This is a genomic window from Blautia sp. AF17-9LB, assembly GCF_003479185.1.
GTDB lineage: Bacteria > Bacillota > Clostridia > Lachnospirales > Lachnospiraceae > Fusicatenibacter > Fusicatenibacter saccharivorans.
The window spans coordinates 45708-61851 of sequence record NZ_QUGU01000023.1; the positions used below are offsets into that span (position 1 = coordinate 45708).

Below are 16144 nucleotides of genomic sequence, written 5' to 3' on the forward strand. Positions count from 1 at the left end.
GTACTTATTTATTCTCTTCTGCCTTTACCATCTGCTGGAACAGCTCGTTTGCCTGATCCTCGCATCCGAAGATCACGCCGTAGACTTTCAGCCACTCTGCTTTCGCAAGATCGGTCTTCTCGTCTGCGGAACGGTCAACCAGCATCGGAATGGTCAGGGTTGCCAGACGCTCTGCGGTGTCGGACAGACGCTCATTTTCCTCTTTCAGAAGTTCTTCCGTAGTCTTGTCTTCGTCTGCTTTCTCATCCGTTGTCTTATCGTCTTTATCGTCCTTCTGATCCTCAGCTTTGGTATCTGCGGTCTCGTCGGCTGCATCAGCATCTTCCTCATCTTTTGCATTTCCCGGAAGGAACTCAGACGGAAGAATTGCAAAATCGATTTCGTCTTTTACCAGAGCTTTGTAGTCCAGATCATCGAATGCTCCGTCGAAGGAGATTTTTTTGTCTTCCATTGCTTTTGCAATGTTTTCGATCTGGCAGTCTTTCTGCTCCATGCCGACTGCTTTGATGCTCTCTGCTGCGTCTAACTGCTCATCGAGAAGTTTCAGGGCATCCTCAGATGCTACGTATGTTTTCTCAACCGGAAGCTGGATCACGATCATATCTTTGTCCAGTCCTGCCGGAATCTCAACATCTTTCGGAACGATCAGATATTTGACAACATTGCCTTCGTACAGCTCTTTTGTCTTTTCGGTCAGATCTTTCGCTTTCTCAGTGCTGGTCTTTTTGGAATCGGATGCTGCTGCCGCTTCTTCCTCGTCGGTTGCTGCTGCGGTATCCTCCGCTGCTGCGGTATCGGTATCTTCTGCTTTCTTGTCGTCCTCGTTCTGTTTCTCCGGATCACGCTCGGTATCTTTTGTCATATCGATCTCCAGCAGGGTGATGCCTTCGTCGTAATGATACATCTTGAAGTACTCTGCGTAAGCAAGTTTTGTCTCTGCTTTGTATTCCAGTCCCATGATCTCTGGAGCGGTGGTATCCAACTTGGAGTTATCGGTGCTGATCGTGGAGATTGTTCCGTCTGCTTTTACAAATCCTGTGCTGGAAGAAGTGCTGCCGCCCTTCTTTGCTGCTGCCAGGGAGATGAAGATGTTGTAGGAAATCTCATGGGCAACGGACATTCTGGTGGTCATACCGATGATGGTATTGTTCTTGTTCAGCTCAACCGGAATGGTGAAGATGCTGCTTCCGCCGCTGACATTTGCCATGTATTTATTTCCGTTTGCTTTTACATATCCGTAGTACGGACTGCTGAATGCGATCGTTGCATAAGCCTGTCCGTTCGTTACAGTAATCTTGCTGCAGGAGATGGTTACCTTTCCGGATCCGCCGGAGAAGGAGAATCCGTCTGGTGTGTAAACGCCGTCTGCCAGTGTGGTTGCACTGTCTACTTTGGATGTGCCGCCGCTTAAGTCAGACTCATATTTGGATTCCTGCTCCGGTTTGGTATCGGCCGGTTTCTGGGTCGGTGCCGGAGTCGGAGTGCTGGTCGGTTTTACAACCGGTGTCTCGGATGGAGATACGGTTGGGGTCTTGGTCGGAACGAGGGTTGGTTTCGGATCGTTGGAATCATCCGACGGCAGATCTCCGGTCTTTTTCAGGCTGGAGGATGCGATCGTGATGGTTCTGTCAAACCATTTGCCGCTCTTTACTGCGTGAGCTGCCACTGCCAGGCCCTGATCCAGTGCTTCTACCGGAATTTCAAACTGCAGTCCTGTTTTTGTCTCGCCGTTTAAGGTGTACTCACCTTTTCCTTTGGATGCAATCCATGCACTCTTATCTGCTGCTGCATCTGCTGCTGTTCCCAGATACAGGTAATTGTAACCTGCTCCGCTTAAGGTGATAAGTGCTGTCATTTTTCCATCTTTTGCAGTCAGTTTTACTTTGACTACTTTAAACATTGCTGCACCAGTCTCAGCAGTTGCTTCGTAGATACCGTCTGCAATTTTGTTTGTCTCATCTGCCGGAAGATCTGAGGTCTTTTTCAGACTTGCTGATGCGATGGTGATGGTTCTTGCATACCATTTGTCCCGTTTTTCAGAATGGGATGCAACGGTAAGCGGCTGATCAAGTGCTGCTACCGGGATTTCATACTGCATTCCGGTTTTGGTCTGTCCGTCATCGGTCGTATAATCCGCTGTTCCGATGCCCGCGATCCATGCGCTCTTATCTGCAGCAGCTGCCTCTTCCGGAGTTCCCATATACAGGTAGTCATAAGCAACACCGCTTAAGGTGATCTTAGCTTTCATATCACCATCTTTTACGGTCAGCTCCACAGCCACTACTTTGAACATCTGAGCACCCGTCTCGGCGGTTCCGCTGTAAATGCCATTTGGAACTTTAGATGGCTCCGGGGTCGGCGTTGCGGTTGGTGCCGGGATCTCAGTCGGTTCCGGGGTTACGGTCGGTTCCGGGGTTGGTGTAACATCTGGTGTTTTCGTTCCCGGAATCACAAAGTAAAGCTGCTGTTTCGTATACCAGGTTCCGTCTTTCTTTCCAAGAACAATCGGAACGGTTGTGCCGGCTTTGTCAGCATCTACTTCAAACGCAAAGGAAAAACCGTCGTTTGCTTCCTGCATTCCCTGAATAACCGGTGCTTTTGCAAGGTCATCATTATTTCCAAAATACAGTTTATCAAACGATGTGTTGTTTGTTTTCAGGGTAAGAACAAGTTTGTCGCCCTTGTTGATCATGGTTGCCTCAGAGATGAGGAACATTTTGAATGCTTGACCGTTGTCCTTTACAACAGGTGCTTCTACGCTGACTGGTGTCTCGGAAGAATCATCGCCTGGTGTTTCACTCGGGGCCGGGGGCTCGGTCGGTTCCGGGGTTACGGTCGGGATTGCAGCGGTGCTGTGGATCGTAACAGTTTTATCAGCCCATGTTTTTTTCTTGGCTGAGCGAACGGCAACATCCATCTGTTTGTCAAGCTCTTCCACCGGAATTTCAAAACGATATCCGGTCTTTTCTGCACCGGTCTTCGTATCCGTATAGGTTTCGCTTCCTGTCGGAGCAATCCAGCTCTTTTCATCTGCTGCGGCAGCTTCTGCTGCTGTTCCCGTATACAGGTAATCATAGCCGGTTCCACTCAGCAGAATGGATGCTTTCAGTTTTCCATCTTTTACGATGAGTCTGGAAGAAATCACACGGAACATGCTTCCGGTTGCTTCTGCAGAAGTCTCATACTCACCATCTGCCGGTTTTGCTGCTTCCGCTGCTTTTGTTTCTTTCTCCTCGGCTGTATTGGATGCCTCATTTTTGGTTGTTTCTTTTACTTCCGTTTTCGGCTGTTCTGCCGCCGGACTGGTATTCTCTTTTACAGCATCTTTGGTTTCTTCTTTTGCCGGTGTTTCTTTTTTAGCATCCTTGGAAGTCTCATCTGCTGCTTCCGGCTCTTTTTCTGTGGTATCGGCAGTCTCTTCACCGTCTTTTGCAGTGTCCTCTGCAGTATCTTCCGAAGCATCCTCATCTGCAGATGGTGTCTCGGTCTCGTCAGATCCTGCCGGTGTCTGATCCTCTGCAGGCGCAACCGGTGTTTCCGTCGGCTCTTCTGCCGGAGTCTCTGCAGTGCTTTCACTGCTCTCGGTTTCTGCCGGTGTTGTTTCCGGTTCTGCCGTCTCTGCTGTTTCTTCGCTCTGCAGCGCTTCCTCTGCGGCTGCGCTGCTTTCTGTCTGTGCTGCTTTTTCCTGCGTATCTGCTAATACGCTGGCAGTCGGGCTCATGATCATGGACGCCGACAACAGCAGTGCCAGAAATTTGCTTGAATTTCCTTTCATAACTTCTCCTTTTCTTCGGATATCCTTCGCGCATCTGCTCCGGATTCCGTCTGACTTTTTCAGGCAGCTGGGCGGTGCCTGTCCCCGTCAATGATGTCTCCCTGCAAGTAATCTTGTTTTTGAGGACACATTTTTTCTGCGAAAAGACAAACAGACATCTGCTTTTTCTGCAAAAGAGTTTCTCCACCGGAGCTCTTTTTCGGACGCATGGCGACAAAAAAGCAGATGTCCGATTTTGCTTCGTACATCTTTCCATGAATATATGCTTTCATCGGAAGCGATTCACTAACCTTTCCAGCAGGTTTCCTGACTCGCAGATCTTCACGGCAGCCGCGCCTTCTCATGCGTTTCGCACAATGGCATTTCTGCAGCTAACACTCCCTGCTTACAGTGACCGGATCGCTCAGGATTTCCACCTGATTCCCTTTTATCTTCGCGGATTCTTTTTCAAATCCGTTCCGCACTGAAAAGTCCCTTATTTCATTCGTTACTGATTATAGCAAAGCCGTTTTGGAAAGTCAAATGAAAGGCCACGGAAAAAGCGCATAAAATCAGCATTTTTTTCATACTTTATGATAACTGTCCGCACCGGAGCCTATTCTATGAAACCAGCTTCTCTGCACCGCCGCATCCTGTTCCCTCTGCTTCTGTGCGGCGGACTTCTTTTCGCCCTGCTGTTCTGGTATTTTTCCCCGTTCTTTTCCCCTGGTGAGAACCGCCGGTTTTCCGCGTATGTGGAGGAACGGTTCCACTCCGAGGTAACCTCTTCTGCCATCACGCTCCACTATACCCTCGCTGATCCGGCTTCCCGCGGAATTGCCCCCGGCACCGCCTCGTTCGGCACGGTTTCCATCCCTGACCGCACCTCATATGATGCCCTGCTGCAGAGTGTGGAAACAACGCTCACATCCTTTCATCGCAACCGCCTCTCCGCGGAAAATCAGATCACGCTCGATCTTCTGCTCTACGAGCTGGACTGCGAGAAAATGCCGGGCAGCACCAGCCTTCTTGCGGAACCGCTCGGTCCGTCGCTCGGGATTCAGGCACAGCTTCCCATTCTGCTCGCAGAGTACCCGTTCCGCACACAGCAGGATATCGCCGATTACCTCCATCTTCTGCAGGATCTCCCGCGCTATTTCTCCGACCTCATCGCACTCGAGCAGGAAAAATCCCGGCAGGGCGTGTTTCAGAATGACCTTGCGGTCGATGGCATTATCCGCCAGTGCAGTGCTTTTCTCGCCGACGCGGATACACCGGAAAGCCATCTGCTCCACACCGTTTTTCAGAATAAACTGCAGGCGTCTTCACTGTTTTCTGAGGCGGAAAGGAATCTCTGTCTGCAGACGCATGAAAAACTCCTTACCTCCTGTGTTTTTCCCGCCTACCGCTCTCTTTCCGATGCGCTTTCTTCACTCTGCGGCAAAGGAACGCAGAACGCCGGCGGTCTTTCCCGGCAGGAAGACGGACTTTCCTACTATGCGTATCTTCTCCGCAGCCGCGTCGGTGTTGACGCTTCACCGGAGGAGCTGACCCGCCTTTTAACACAGCAGCTTGCGGACCAGTGTGCCGAAATGCAGATCATTCTCGATCAGAATCCGTCGCTCTCCCTCTCAGAGCAGGCGCTCGTGCTGCCGTTCTCCACGCCGGAGGAAATGCTTGCCGATCTGCAGAATGCCGTTTCTGAAGATTTTCCCGTTCTTTCGGGTATCGCATACGAAGTAAAGACCGTGGATGACTCTCTCAAGGATTTTTTAAGCCCCGCCTTTTATCTCACACCGCCCGCCGATGTCAATTCACCCAACTCCATTTACCTGAATCCCGCGGATGAGATGACCGGCATCGAGCTGTATTCCACACTTGCCCACGAGGGCTTTCCCGGCCATCTGTACCAGACCGTCTCGTTCTCGCGCTCCGACCCGCTTCTGATCCGCCGTCTCTACGCGCCGTCGGGTTATGTGGAAGGATGGGCAACTTACGTTGAATCATATGCCTGCCGCTACGCCGCACGTAATCTCGATGCAAACACGCAGGCGCTCTGCCGTCTCTGGTATCTGAACCGCTCGGTGCATCTTACCCTCTGCTCGCTGCTGGATCTCGGAATCCACAGCCAGGGATGGCTCCTCTCGGATGCGTCAGCCTTTCTGGCGCAGTTCGGCATCACGGATGCGTCGGCCGCTGCCTCTTTATATCAGTATATTCTCGAGACACCGGCGAACTATCTGAAATACTGTGTCGGATCGCTCTCGTTTTCACAGCTCCTCTCGGAAGTGCAGGAACAGGAAGGTGACTCATTCTCATTGATCGGTTTCCATGAAAAACTGCTCCGTCTCGGGCCTCTGCCGTTTCCGCTCGTAGAAAAATATCTGTAAACGGTTCGCCCTGCTGAAAAAAAGATCTCACAAACTTTCTTCTATAAATAATAGAAAGTTCTGTGAGATCTTTTTCATTTTCAAAATTCTTTAACCTAAATTGTAAAGAGATGGATCTGTCGGCCGCTGCGGATCAATAACAGAGGCAGAATCAAACAGATCGCTTGTTCTGTCCTCGCCGCCTCCGTAGAGGTTCTGGTACAGACGGTATCCATCCAGGTTTCTTCGTCCCATACGCAGGTAATTGTCTCTTACCTGAACAAAATACTGGGAGGAATCTACGTTGCAGTAGATGTTGAAGCCCTGGCTCTTTAAGTAAGCAAACTTCTCATTGTCCATCGTGTAATCGTGCCAGTCGGAAAGATCCTGTCCATGTGCAAAGATGATGATATCGCTTCCGCCGATGAGCGGTGCAACATACGTCAGCCATTTCTCGGTATCCGCCTGGATCGTCTCGATCGGTTTGTCGCCGACACGGATATGGCCCCAGGTATGGCTTGCGAATGTCCAGCCGTCTGCTTTGATCGCATTGGCTACTTTTTTCGCCTCCTCGCACTCTTTATCCCAGTCGAAATCCGGGTGTGCATCAAGCCATGCTACCTGATCATCCGTCAGATCTTCTCTCGTCTTGTAATCACCGTCGGTGCGGTATCCGAGGATTCCATCGTAGCCGGTCAGTGCTACGGTTCCGCGCGCATTGTGGTATACGGCATCCGGATGCGCTTCGATAAACTGATCCATCAGCGGGATACAGTCGTAAGCACCGGTCACAACAGTTCCGTCATCCTGAATATATTCGCAGGTCGGTTTTCCGTCGTCGCCGACTACCATCTTGCTGGCAATACCGCGTCCGTCGTAAGAGTGGTAATAGGAAAGGTCATCCAGAGAAAGAACGAATGCTTTCTTGCCCTCCGGCAGGTAAATGTCCCCTTCCTCGTAATGAACGGTTCCGTCATCATCTACGGTCTTTTTCACGAGATCGTTGATCGAAACCATGACATATCCTCTGTCGTACATCTGCTGGGTAATCGCGTTGAACTCATCCACGGTGGTCATCCACTGGCAGAAGCCTGCGGTCTGTGCGTTGTCCTGATAGAACGCTTTCTGCGGATCGACTACAAGAGAATGATAGAAAATGTGGGTTACTTCGTTGACGTTGACGCGCACACAGGCATCTCTCGTGCTGGTGTACTCTGCTACTTTTGTGATGATATCCGCGTCGGTCGCTGCGCCCTCTACGCTCTGGAGCTTTTCAATGGCTCCATCGTAATCGTATGTCTGCGCAAGTGCATCGGCTTCCGCCATAATCTGTGCTTTCGTTGTCGGCGCTTCAGCACTTCCCGTGCTGTCCGACGATACGGAACCGTCCACCTCTGCTGTTTTCTGATCCTCTTTTTCCTGTGCTTTCTGCTGGATTTTTTCTGTTCCTCCGGCCAAAGCCCAGACTCCAATGCCGAAGATGACAAGCAGAACACATAGAATTCCTGTTTTGATCATCAGCGCACGCTTCCGCTTTCTTCTTCGGAGCTCCTTTTTACTGATGTTTTTTTTCTCACTCATTTTTCCTTCCTCCCAAAACAGCTTTTGCTTTTCTGGCAAATATTACAGTTTTACCGGACTGACAGAAATTCAGCCCGGACTCTGCTCTTTCTATTTTAGCTCAAAATACCGGTTCTGTCGAGTAGGTTTCCGGCAGGTTAAGAGAAATGTAAGAAAACCGGTAACGCTCTTTCTTTTATGCGCGCTGGCCGTGTGCCTCATACATGAGAACGGCGGATGCAATCGCTGCGTTTAACGACTCCACTTTTCCTTCCATCGGAATACGGATCAGGCACTCGGCGGCCTCTGCCATTGCATCGGTCAGGCCGTTTCCCTCATTTCCGATCAGGAATGCCGTTCCTTTTGTGTAATCCTCCTCGCGGTAGGAATGCACGCCGTGCAGATGTGCCGCGTACGTACAGATCTTCCGCGCTTTTAAGCCTTTTACAAATCCGACCGCATCGTCGACGATCAGAAACGGCATACGGTAAATCGAGCCCATCGTCGAGCGAATCGTTTTCGGATTGAAGATATCCGCGGTACCGCGGCTCATGATGATGCCGGTGACTCCTGCGCCCTCTGCGGTGCGGATGATTGTTCCGACATTTCCAGGGTCCTGCAGATCCTCAAGTACCATCAGAAGCGGTGTCTTTCCGTTGTCCATCACCTCCTCTTCGGTGTAATGCGGCATGCGGATCATACTTAAAACACCCTGCGGCGTCTTCGTGTCGCACATGGACTGGAACACGCGGTCGTCCACTACTTCGTATTCTGTCCCGTCGGACGGCATTTCATGCATTTTGCTGCCGCTCTCAGACACATATACTTTTTTCAGCCATTCCCGCGGCGCTTCCTGGAACATTTTCCAGCCCTCCGCCACGAAAACATCCTGCTCCCGGCGTTCTTTTGCTTTTTTGTTCAGCGCAATAATGTTTTTTACCTGTGCATTGCTGCTGCTTGTAATCATGAATGGTCCCCTCATTTCCTGTTTTTCATCAATTTGGCAAGTTCTTTGTTTTCGCCGATCAGAATCAGCACTTCCTCTGCGCGGAGCAGCGTCTTCGGATTGACCGTGACACGGATGTCTTCCCCGTCCTTGACGGCGATTACGTTGATACTGTATTTCTTCCGCAGATCCAGCTCCTCGAGGTTATGCCCCGTCCACTCTTCCGGCACGGGAAGCTCTACCATGGAGAACGAATCCGACAGCATGAAGAAGTCCTGGAAGCCACCGGAAATCAGGCTTTTTCCGAGGCGGATGCCCGTCTCACTCTCCGCCATCACGACGCGGTCCGCGCCGACTTTTTTCAAAATATTGGCATGCATCTGGCTCATGCCCTTTGCGATGACGAGCGGCACGCCCGCCTCTTTTGCCTGCAGGGTGGCGAGGATGCTCGACTCCATATTTTCAGAGATGCCGACGATCACGACATCCATGTTGCTGATGCCAAGCGATGCAAAAACACGGCTGTCGGTGATGTCCGCGCGCGCCGCATATGTGACGAGATCGGCGATCTCCTGTACCAGCTCCGGGTCTTTATCGACTGCGAGCACTTCTTTTCCTGCCTGTGCCAGCGTCGTCGCCACGGCGAAGCCGAATTTTCCAAGTCCGATGACTGCGTATTGTTTACTCATGTTTTTTCTCCTCTTTTATCCAATCAGCACCCGCTGTTCCGGGCGCTGGATATCCACATCTTTTCTTCCGCTTCTCCGCCGCAGTGCGATGGCCAGCGTAACCGGTCCAAGACGTCCCATGAACATGACCAGAATTACGATGATTTTTCCCGCCGCCGGAAGTGTCGGCGTAAGCGACCGCGTCAGTCCCACGGTTGCCACAGCGGAAACGATCTCATACAGGCAGTCCAGCAGAGGACTTCCGGTGACAGAGATCAGAAGCACCGTCGCGGTGAATGCCATCGTCAGTGCGAAGAAGAAAATAACGACCGCGGTGCGGATGTTTTCTTCCATGACCTTCCGTCCCCAGACCACGGTGTCGGAATCGCCGCGGATGTAGGATGCGACGACCACGAGCAGAATCGCAACAGTCGTCGTCTTGACACCGCCCGCCGTTCCCATCGGAGAGCCGCCGATGAACATGAGGATCATACTTACCATCGCGGAGCCGTCCGAGAAGTTTGCCTGCGGGATCGTCTCAAAGCCGGCGGTTCGCGTCGTCACGGACTGGAAGAAGGCCGCCATAGCCTTCTGCGCCGGTTTTAAGCTGCCAAGCGAGGATGCGTTGTTCCAGTCCAGCGCGAGGATCAGAAGCGCCCCGCCGAACAGAAGAATGACGGTTGTCGTCAGAACCAGTTTGGTGTGGAGCGTGAAGCCGCGCACGAAGTTTTTCCGGGTCCGTTTTCCTTTTACAAGATCCTGCACGCGCTCCAGCACTTCCCACCAGACCGGAAAGCCAAGGCCGCTTAAGAAAATCAGGCCCATCGTCGTAAAGTTGATGAGAGGGTTCGTCACAAACGGGGCGAACGAGGATTCCCCGACGAGGTCAATTCCGGCGTTGCAGAAGGCGGATACGGAGTGGAACAGGCTGTAGCCGATTCCCTTCCAGAAACCGTATTCCGGCACAAACCAGAAGCTGTAGAAAAAGGCTCCCGCCAGCTCCACCGCCGCCGTGCCGATCAGCAGCTTCCGCACAATACCGACGCTGCCCTTTAAAACCGGCAGATTGTAAGTGTCCTGGATCAGTTTACGGCTCTGCAGACTGATTTTCCGGCGCAGGATCAGAAACACCATCGTCAGGCACGCCATGATGCCAAGACCTCCGAACTGAATCAACCCGAGGATCACAATTTTTCCAAAGGTACTCCATGTCGTCGCCGTCGGAACGGTGACAAGGCCCGTCACGCAGACAGATGTCGTTGCGGTAAACAGGGCGTCGAGCCAGTAAACGCTTTTTCCGTCCGCCGCAGAAACCGGCAGGCAAAGAAGAATTGTCCCCAGCAGAATCACCGCAGCAAACCCCAGCATCATAATCCGCTCCGCCGGTGTGTGCCATTTATTTTTGCTTTCTTTTTCGGCCATCGCTCCTCCTATTCTGCCGCTTCATTTTCTGCTTCACTGCTGTAGTAGAGCTTTCCGGTCTCACTGTCCGTCACGGTAATATCCGCAAAATATTCCCCGCAGGAACCCTCACACTGGTAATAGACGTCAAACGAAACCGTCATGTCATCTTCTCCTTCCAGGTATTCCGCGTGAACCTGATTTTTCGCGGTCCGCGTCGTTCTGCTCCACACTTTATCATCCACAAGAAGCTCCTTTTTGATCTTCACAGGAAATTCACTGGATGCAATTTCGTGCTGATTGGACTCGTTTTTGATCCGGTAATAGAGATTCATGTACAGCCCGTCATCTTCCTCATGGAAAAACCAGCCGTAGATATCATCCTCCGCAACAATCGTCGGCTGGATCAGCTCAGCGTTTGTTTTGGTCGTGAATGCATTCATCTCATGCGTAAACTCATTCTGCATCCGGCGATGCTTCATCAGCCAGCTGCCTTCCTTCACACCGGCCGCAGCCACGGCAAGAACGACAGCGCCGATGCAAAGGCCAATGATTTTCTTTTTTGTCATTATTTAATTTCCCCTTTTCTTTTTGAAATACAAAAATAAGATACCCCTAAGAACATACTTATGAGTATCTTATCAGTTTGCACATATAAAGTCAACGGAGCCAACCCGATCCAGCCTGCTGTTTCTGCCTCACCGAGTGCTTCTGCTACCATAAGCCGGCTGCTGCGGCTTGTAGAAAAGCTACGGAATCTGTGCTTTTTATTCTACATGAAATTGAGGGAAGATTGTGTTAAAGTTGCGTAAAATACGTTCTCAGGTTTATGCACTCGCAAGCACAAGCTCTCTTGTCTCCACAATCACGATCTCATCGATCGACACATTCAGTACCGCTGCCAGCACGACCAGGTTGTCGATTGCCGGCATGGCGGTGCCGTGCTGCCACTTGTAGATTGCCTGCGGGGTGGTGAAACCGAAAATTTCCTGCAGGTCGCGGACGGTAAGGCCTGCCTGCTGCCGCAGTCTTGTAATGTTTCTTCCTGTTGCTTCCATATCAATTGACGGAATTGCCATCATTTTTTCTTCCTCCTTCTTGCGGAGGAATTTTACTGGTTTCCTCCGCCTCTATTCTGATGCTTTGAAATTATAAACGGGACGCAGCACCTCCACGACATCGACCGATGCACGGACTATATCGAGAATGTCATCCAGCGATTTGTACGCCATCGGCGCCTCGTCCAGGGTATGTTCGTTGACGGAAGTCGTATAGATTCCCTCCATGCTCTTCTGGTATTCCTCCAGTGCCAGGGTTTCCTTCGCTTTTTTACGCGACATCAGCCGTCCGGCTCCGTGCGGGGCAGAATCGTTCCACTCCGGATTTCCTTTTCCGACGGCGAGAATACTGCCGTCACGCATATTGATCGGAATCAGCACTCGTTCTCCTTTGTGCGCTGCGATTGCGCCTTTTCGGAGTATCATCTCGTTTGTGTCGATATAGTTATGAATCGTGTGGAACGCATCGGTGCCGGTAAGGCCGGTTCGTTCCAGCAGGATTTCCGCCATTTTTTCCCGGTTCCGGCGTGCAAACTGCTGGCAGATCTCCACGTCGTGCAGATAGGCTTCCAGATATTTTCCGGTCAGATAGCAGAGATCCTCCGGCATCTGCGCTTCGTCCGGTTTCCACTGCAGCTGTTTTAACGCCTCCTGGATTTCCTTTCTGCGGCCCTGCTCTTTGTAGGTGCGTATGAGCTCCTCGCGTTTTTCCAGGTACTCGTCATAACCGCGGTCCAGCCGCACTGCCAGATTCTGGTAATACTCTGCCACCTGTTTTCCGAGATTCCGCGAGCCGGAATGGATGACGAGATATTTTGTGCCGTCGGCAGCTTCATCGATCTCGATAAAATGGTTGCCGCCGCCTAAGGTTCCAAGCGACCGCTCCAGGCGTTTTGTGTCTTTTAATTCCCGGCTGCAGGCAAGTGTCATCAGGTCAAAACGTTCCTGTCTCCCCTCCCAGACATTCATGCCGGACGGGATAACATGTGCCGCCTCGTCGATTTTTGCAAAATCAAGTTCGGCTCTTCCAAGATTTACGGTGTACATGCCGCACCCGATGTCCACACCGACGACGTTCGGCACTGCCTTGTCGCGGATGGTCATCGTTGTTCCGATCGTACATCCTTTTCCCGCATGCACATCCGGCATGATGCGGATCCGCGAGCCTTCCGTCATCGGATAATCGCACATGCGGCGGATCTGCTCGATGGCTTCCTCCTCTACGACCCTGGCATAGCAGATGGCTGTATTTACTTTTCCTTTGATTTCGATCTGATCCATTCCGGGTTTCTCCCTTCTCAATTTGTTCTGATATAAAAATTTAATAGAAAAAGCCACCTATCCCATGTGTTCAACATAAGATAAGCGGCTCCTCTTCGTTCGTATCCAGTTGTCTGATGCGGTCGTCTAATTTGATCCTCCCGTATCATATTCCACAGAATCCGTTCTGTCGCTTTTCTCAATTGAACATATCAAAACAAAGCCACGCTGTTTGACGACAAACGTTGCTTCTGGGGTATGTTCTAAATTGCGGTAGCCAAAACGTATTCCTGCTGACATCTGTTTTTCCTTTCCAAAACCTTTTTAACCGGTTCTTTTTCTGCTTTTTCTTCACTGTATCACAAAATAACGATTTTGTCATTATACCAGCGGTTTAATCTTTCTCGGATTTCTCTGTATTTGCTTCGGAAACGAGGAATATCCCCGTCAATGACGAGGATATCTTCGATGCTTATGTTTAATAATCTGCTTAAAATGAGAAAGTTGTCCAGACTTGGCAGGCACTTGCCGGAAATCCATTTATAGACCGCCTGTGGATTTTCAAAACCCATGGCATTCTGAATGTCTCTCACGGTGTATCCGCTTTCACGAAGAAGGGATTTGATGCGGCTGCCAGTTTCCTTCTGCTGGATTGACAAATAAATTGGTTCCATCCTGCACCTCCATATGTTTAAGCCATCCCGAAACACAGTTTTATCTTATCATCCGGTACTGGAAAAATCCAGTTTTTTCTTCCTGTTTCTACACAACCCGAATGATCTGTTCATACAAAAGGATTTTCTTTTCATCTACATTCCGATTGTCATGTGCTGCAAGATTGTTCCGTCCCTCTTCCATCTCTTCTTCGGATGCAAGCTCCTCTTTCCACCAGCTCAGGTGATTGATCCGGTACGGCTTCCAGCCGCGGTCAAAAATCTCATCTCAACGACTCTCTTGCATATGCGCTTTCCTTTTTACCGCAAGAAGATGTCTAGAGCGTGTGGCGAACTTCCTATTTCTTTTCTTCTATCAAATGATGATTCAGCCATTTTCCTGATTTGAACCGGATGGTAAAGAGAATGGACCGCAGGCTCCAGTCTGCCGCCATACCGATCCAGACCGCAATCGGGCCGAATCCCCATACGCGGCACAGGTAAATACAGAGACTCACACGGCACAGCCACATCGTACAGCAGGACGTGATCATGGAGAATTTTACATCTCCCGCGGCCCGCATGCCGTATCCCGGGACAAACGCCATGACCCAGCAGAGCGGCTTTACAATCGTGATAAAGATCATCATCTGCATGCAGAGCTTTGCACTCTCTGCCTCCATACCGCCGATCATCGTAATCGGTTTTGTCAGCACAAATACCAGCAGACAGCTTGCAACGATAACCACTTCTGACAGCCAGCACAGTTTTTTAATATAGTAGATTGCTTCATCCTTCCGGCCCGCGCCGAGACACTGACCGACTACCGTCATCAGTCCGATGCCGACACCGATCGCAGCGACACCGTTCAGGTTCTCAAGGATGTTCGTCATCGCCTGCGCGGCAATGGCAACCGTGCCAAGTGTGGACACAGTGGACTGAATCGCCAGCTTTCCAAACTGGAACATACTGTTCTCGATTCCCGATGGAATACCGATGAACAGTATTTTTTTGATCAAACCAAAGTCCGGCCGAATGGAAAGATACTGCTTCACAAAAATCGGTTTGCTTTCATCCCGAAGCTTCCACAGTACGACAACCGCACAGAAAATACGCGAAATTAAAGTCGAAATCGCGGCTCCTTCGACACCCATGTGGAAGCCGAAAATAAGAATGGCATTTCCGCCGATGTTCATAAAGTTGGAAATCACCGAAATCACCATCGGACTGCGGCTGTTGTTCTGCGCCCGCAGAATGGATGCGCCCGCATCGTAAAGACCGATAAACGGGAATGACAGCAGCGTAAACAGGAAATACACCTGTGAATTTTTCATAACATCCGCTTCCACTGCCCCGAAAATCACACGCAGCAGCGGAACACGGAAAATCAGGCAGCCCGCGGATAATGCGACGGACAAAACTGTCATAACAAAAAGCACCTGCTGTGCCGAACGGATTGCTCCATCCCGTTTTTCGCTTCCAATATACTGCGAACAGAGAATCGCTCCTCCTGCCGCCAGCGCAGAAAGCGCCTGAATGACTAAGATATTAATGGAATCCACCAGCGAGACTGCCGAAATTGCGGCAGAACCGACATTGCTGACCATCATCGTGTCGACAGTTCCCATCAGGGAAGAAAGTAACTGTTCAATGATGATCGGAATTAAAAGCTTGCGAAGATCCGTGTTACTGTATAAATGAGTTTGTTTTGTTGTAGTTTTCATTGTTTTTGTTTCTGCATGACCTCATCTGCCGGATATGCTTTGCCAGCCCTGCCTTTTCCACATCTTTCTTTTTTCTCTCCATTCTATTCCATTTGACGATCCATTGCAATCATTTCGCGAATTTTGCTCTTATCTGATTATTTTTATCAAGCGCAACATACTTTTCTATCTCATAATGACTTTTTCAGTCTTTCCAAATCTTCGCTGTCCGGGTGTGACAAAGCACGGTCAAAATTTTGAATCAGCAGATCAAGATTCGCCGGATGCTCCGGGTTTTCTTTCATTTTCACATACCGTTCGCGCACAGACTGCGGCATCTTTCCCTGGCACATATACTCACCGATGACCGTATTGCTTGCATCGATCGACTGTTTGACTTGTCCGAGAATCTTTTCAAAATAGGCATCACTTCCGCCAAATCCAGCTGTTCCAAACAGAAAAATCTTTTTATTTTTTAATTTCGACAGCAATTCTAATGTCTTTTGGTCTGCATTCCCTTTGTCCGTCCAAAATCCGATATAGCATACGTCGGATTGCGGTACCTGCGAATCGTTTGTGCCAAAATAATCGCATTTGTCCTTTGGCAACGTTTCATAGATTGCATCAGCCAGCTTCTTTGTATTACCCGTTAAGCTGCAAAACAGGATCGAATAATGTTCTTTTATCATAGCCCCTACACCTCCAGTTCAGGTATTTATGTGGAAAATCCACTTTTTCGTAAATTGTATTATCTCTTCAGATCACATCTCGA

At 50.3% G+C, this 16144-nt stretch carries 13 protein-coding genes and 1 riboswitch; of the genes, 1 reads left to right on the forward strand and 12 read right to left on the reverse strand.

The genetic code is table 11. The features are described from left to right. Positions 1–4 precede the first annotated feature (4 nt). Positions 5–3775, reverse strand: a complete 3771-nt coding sequence (locus DWX00_RS18100) for a hypothetical protein (RefSeq protein WP_118595943.1) — start codon at positions 3773–3775, stop codon at positions 5–7. Between the two features lie 279 nt (positions 3776–4054). Further along, positions 4055–4258, reverse strand: a riboswitch (cobalamin riboswitch). Positions 4259–4377: 119 nt separating this feature from the next. Between DWX00_RS18100 and DWX00_RS18105 the strand changes: the two genes are divergently transcribed. Beyond that, complete coding sequence (locus DWX00_RS18105; RefSeq protein ID WP_158578909.1) at positions 4378–6144, forward strand: DUF885 domain-containing protein; 1767 nt, start codon at positions 4378–4380, stop codon at positions 6142–6144. Between the two features lie 90 nt (positions 6145–6234). On the opposite strand, the gene DWX00_RS18110 is transcribed toward DWX00_RS18105, so the two are convergent. The 11 genes from DWX00_RS18110 to bilS all read right to left on the reverse strand — a co-directional run bounded on the left by DWX00_RS18110 (position 6235) and on the right by bilS (position 16061). After that, entirely contained in the window at positions 6235–7704 is a 1470-nt protein-coding gene (locus DWX00_RS18110; protein ID WP_118595945.1) for a polysaccharide deacetylase, read from the reverse strand. Between the two features lie 175 nt (positions 7705–7879). Then, entirely contained in the window at positions 7880–8650 is a 771-nt protein-coding gene (locus DWX00_RS18115; protein ID WP_118595946.1) for a TrmH family RNA methyltransferase, read from the reverse strand. Between the two features lie 11 nt (positions 8651–8661). After that, positions 8662–9318: a potassium channel family protein gene (locus tag DWX00_RS18120; protein ID WP_055267716.1), complete on the reverse strand. Its 657-nt coding sequence runs from the start codon at positions 9316–9318 to the stop codon at positions 8662–8664. Positions 9319–9333: 15 nt separating this feature from the next. Beyond that, positions 9334–10719 carry a TrkH family potassium uptake protein gene (locus DWX00_RS18125; RefSeq protein ID WP_117801552.1) on the reverse strand — a complete coding sequence of 462 codons (1386 nt, stop codon included), beginning with the start codon at positions 10717–10719 and terminating at the stop codon, positions 9334–9336. Positions 10720–10727: 8 nt separating this feature from the next. Further along, a complete protein-coding gene (locus DWX00_RS18130) occupies positions 10728–11267 on the reverse strand; it encodes a hypothetical protein (protein ID WP_118595947.1) in 540 nt (179 codons plus the stop codon). After that, positions 11267–11419, reverse strand: a complete 153-nt coding sequence (locus DWX00_RS19765; RefSeq protein WP_158555015.1) for a hypothetical protein — start codon at positions 11417–11419, stop codon at positions 11267–11269. Before DWX00_RS19765 ends, DWX00_RS18130 begins: the two co-directional genes overlap by 1 nt. A gap of 106 nt (positions 11420–11525) precedes the next feature. Beyond that, complete coding sequence (locus DWX00_RS18135) at positions 11526–11780, reverse strand: helix-turn-helix domain-containing protein (RefSeq protein ID WP_117510109.1); 255 nt, start codon at positions 11778–11780, stop codon at positions 11526–11528. A 48-nt stretch (positions 11781–11828) separates the two neighbouring features. Then, positions 11829–13037, reverse strand: a complete 1209-nt coding sequence (locus DWX00_RS18140; protein ID WP_118595948.1) for an RtcB family protein — start codon at positions 13035–13037, stop codon at positions 11829–11831. A gap of 338 nt (positions 13038–13375) precedes the next feature. Beyond that, positions 13376–13690 carry a helix-turn-helix domain-containing protein gene (locus DWX00_RS18145; protein WP_117510111.1) on the reverse strand — a complete coding sequence of 105 codons (315 nt, stop codon included), beginning with the start codon at positions 13688–13690 and terminating at the stop codon, positions 13376–13378. Positions 13691–14028: 338 nt separating this feature from the next. Next, positions 14029–15393: an MATE family efflux transporter gene (locus DWX00_RS18150; RefSeq protein ID WP_118595949.1), complete on the reverse strand. Its 1365-nt coding sequence runs from the start codon at positions 15391–15393 to the stop codon at positions 14029–14031. A 170-nt stretch (positions 15394–15563) separates the two neighbouring features. Then, on the reverse strand, positions 15564–16061 hold the full coding sequence (bilS, locus tag DWX00_RS18155; RefSeq protein WP_055220197.1) for a flavodoxin family protein BilS: 498 nt from the start codon (positions 16059–16061) through the stop codon (positions 15564–15566). Positions 16062–16144: the final 83 nt, after the last annotated feature.

Excerpts from the sequence above, each read along its gene's own strand:
- bilS (WP_055220197.1), bottom strand. The coding sequence starts at position 16,061 with ATGATAAAAGAACATTATTCGATCCTGTTTTGCAGCTTAACGGGTAAT.
- DWX00_RS18125 (WP_117801552.1), bottom strand. The coding sequence starts at position 10,719 with ATGGCCGAAAAAGAAAGCAAAAATAAATGGCACACACCGGCGGAGCGG.
- DWX00_RS18100 (WP_118595943.1), bottom strand. The coding sequence starts at position 3,775 with ATGAAAGGAAATTCAAGCAAATTTCTGGCACTGCTGTTGTCGGCGTCC.
- DWX00_RS18115 (WP_118595946.1), bottom strand. The coding sequence starts at position 8,650 with ATGATTACAAGCAGCAGCAATGCACAGGTAAAAAACATTATTGCGCTG.
- DWX00_RS18130 (WP_118595947.1), bottom strand. The coding sequence starts at position 11,267 with ATGACAAAAAAGAAAATCATTGGCCTTTGCATCGGCGCTGTCGTTCTT.
- DWX00_RS18140 (WP_118595948.1), bottom strand. The coding sequence starts at position 13,037 with ATGGATCAGATCGAAATCAAAGGAAAAGTAAATACAGCCATCTGCTAT.
- DWX00_RS18145 (WP_117510111.1), bottom strand. The coding sequence starts at position 13,690 with ATGGAACCAATTTATTTGTCAATCCAGCAGAAGGAAACTGGCAGCCGC.
- DWX00_RS18150 (WP_118595949.1), bottom strand. The coding sequence starts at position 15,393 with ATGAAAACTACAACAAAACAAACTCATTTATACAGTAACACGGATCTT.
- DWX00_RS18110 (WP_118595945.1), bottom strand. The coding sequence starts at position 7,704 with ATGAGTGAGAAAAAAAACATCAGTAAAAAGGAGCTCCGAAGAAGAAAG.
- DWX00_RS18135 (WP_117510109.1), bottom strand. The coding sequence starts at position 11,780 with ATGATGGCAATTCCGTCAATTGATATGGAAGCAACAGGAAGAAACATT.
- DWX00_RS18105 (WP_158578909.1), top strand. The coding sequence starts at position 4,378 with ATGAAACCAGCTTCTCTGCACCGCCGCATCCTGTTCCCTCTGCTTCTG.
- DWX00_RS18120 (WP_055267716.1), bottom strand. The coding sequence starts at position 9,318 with ATGAGTAAACAATACGCAGTCATCGGACTTGGAAAATTCGGCTTCGCC.
- DWX00_RS19765 (WP_158555015.1), bottom strand. The coding sequence starts at position 11,419 with ATGGTAGCAGAAGCACTCGGTGAGGCAGAAACAGCAGGCTGGATCGGG.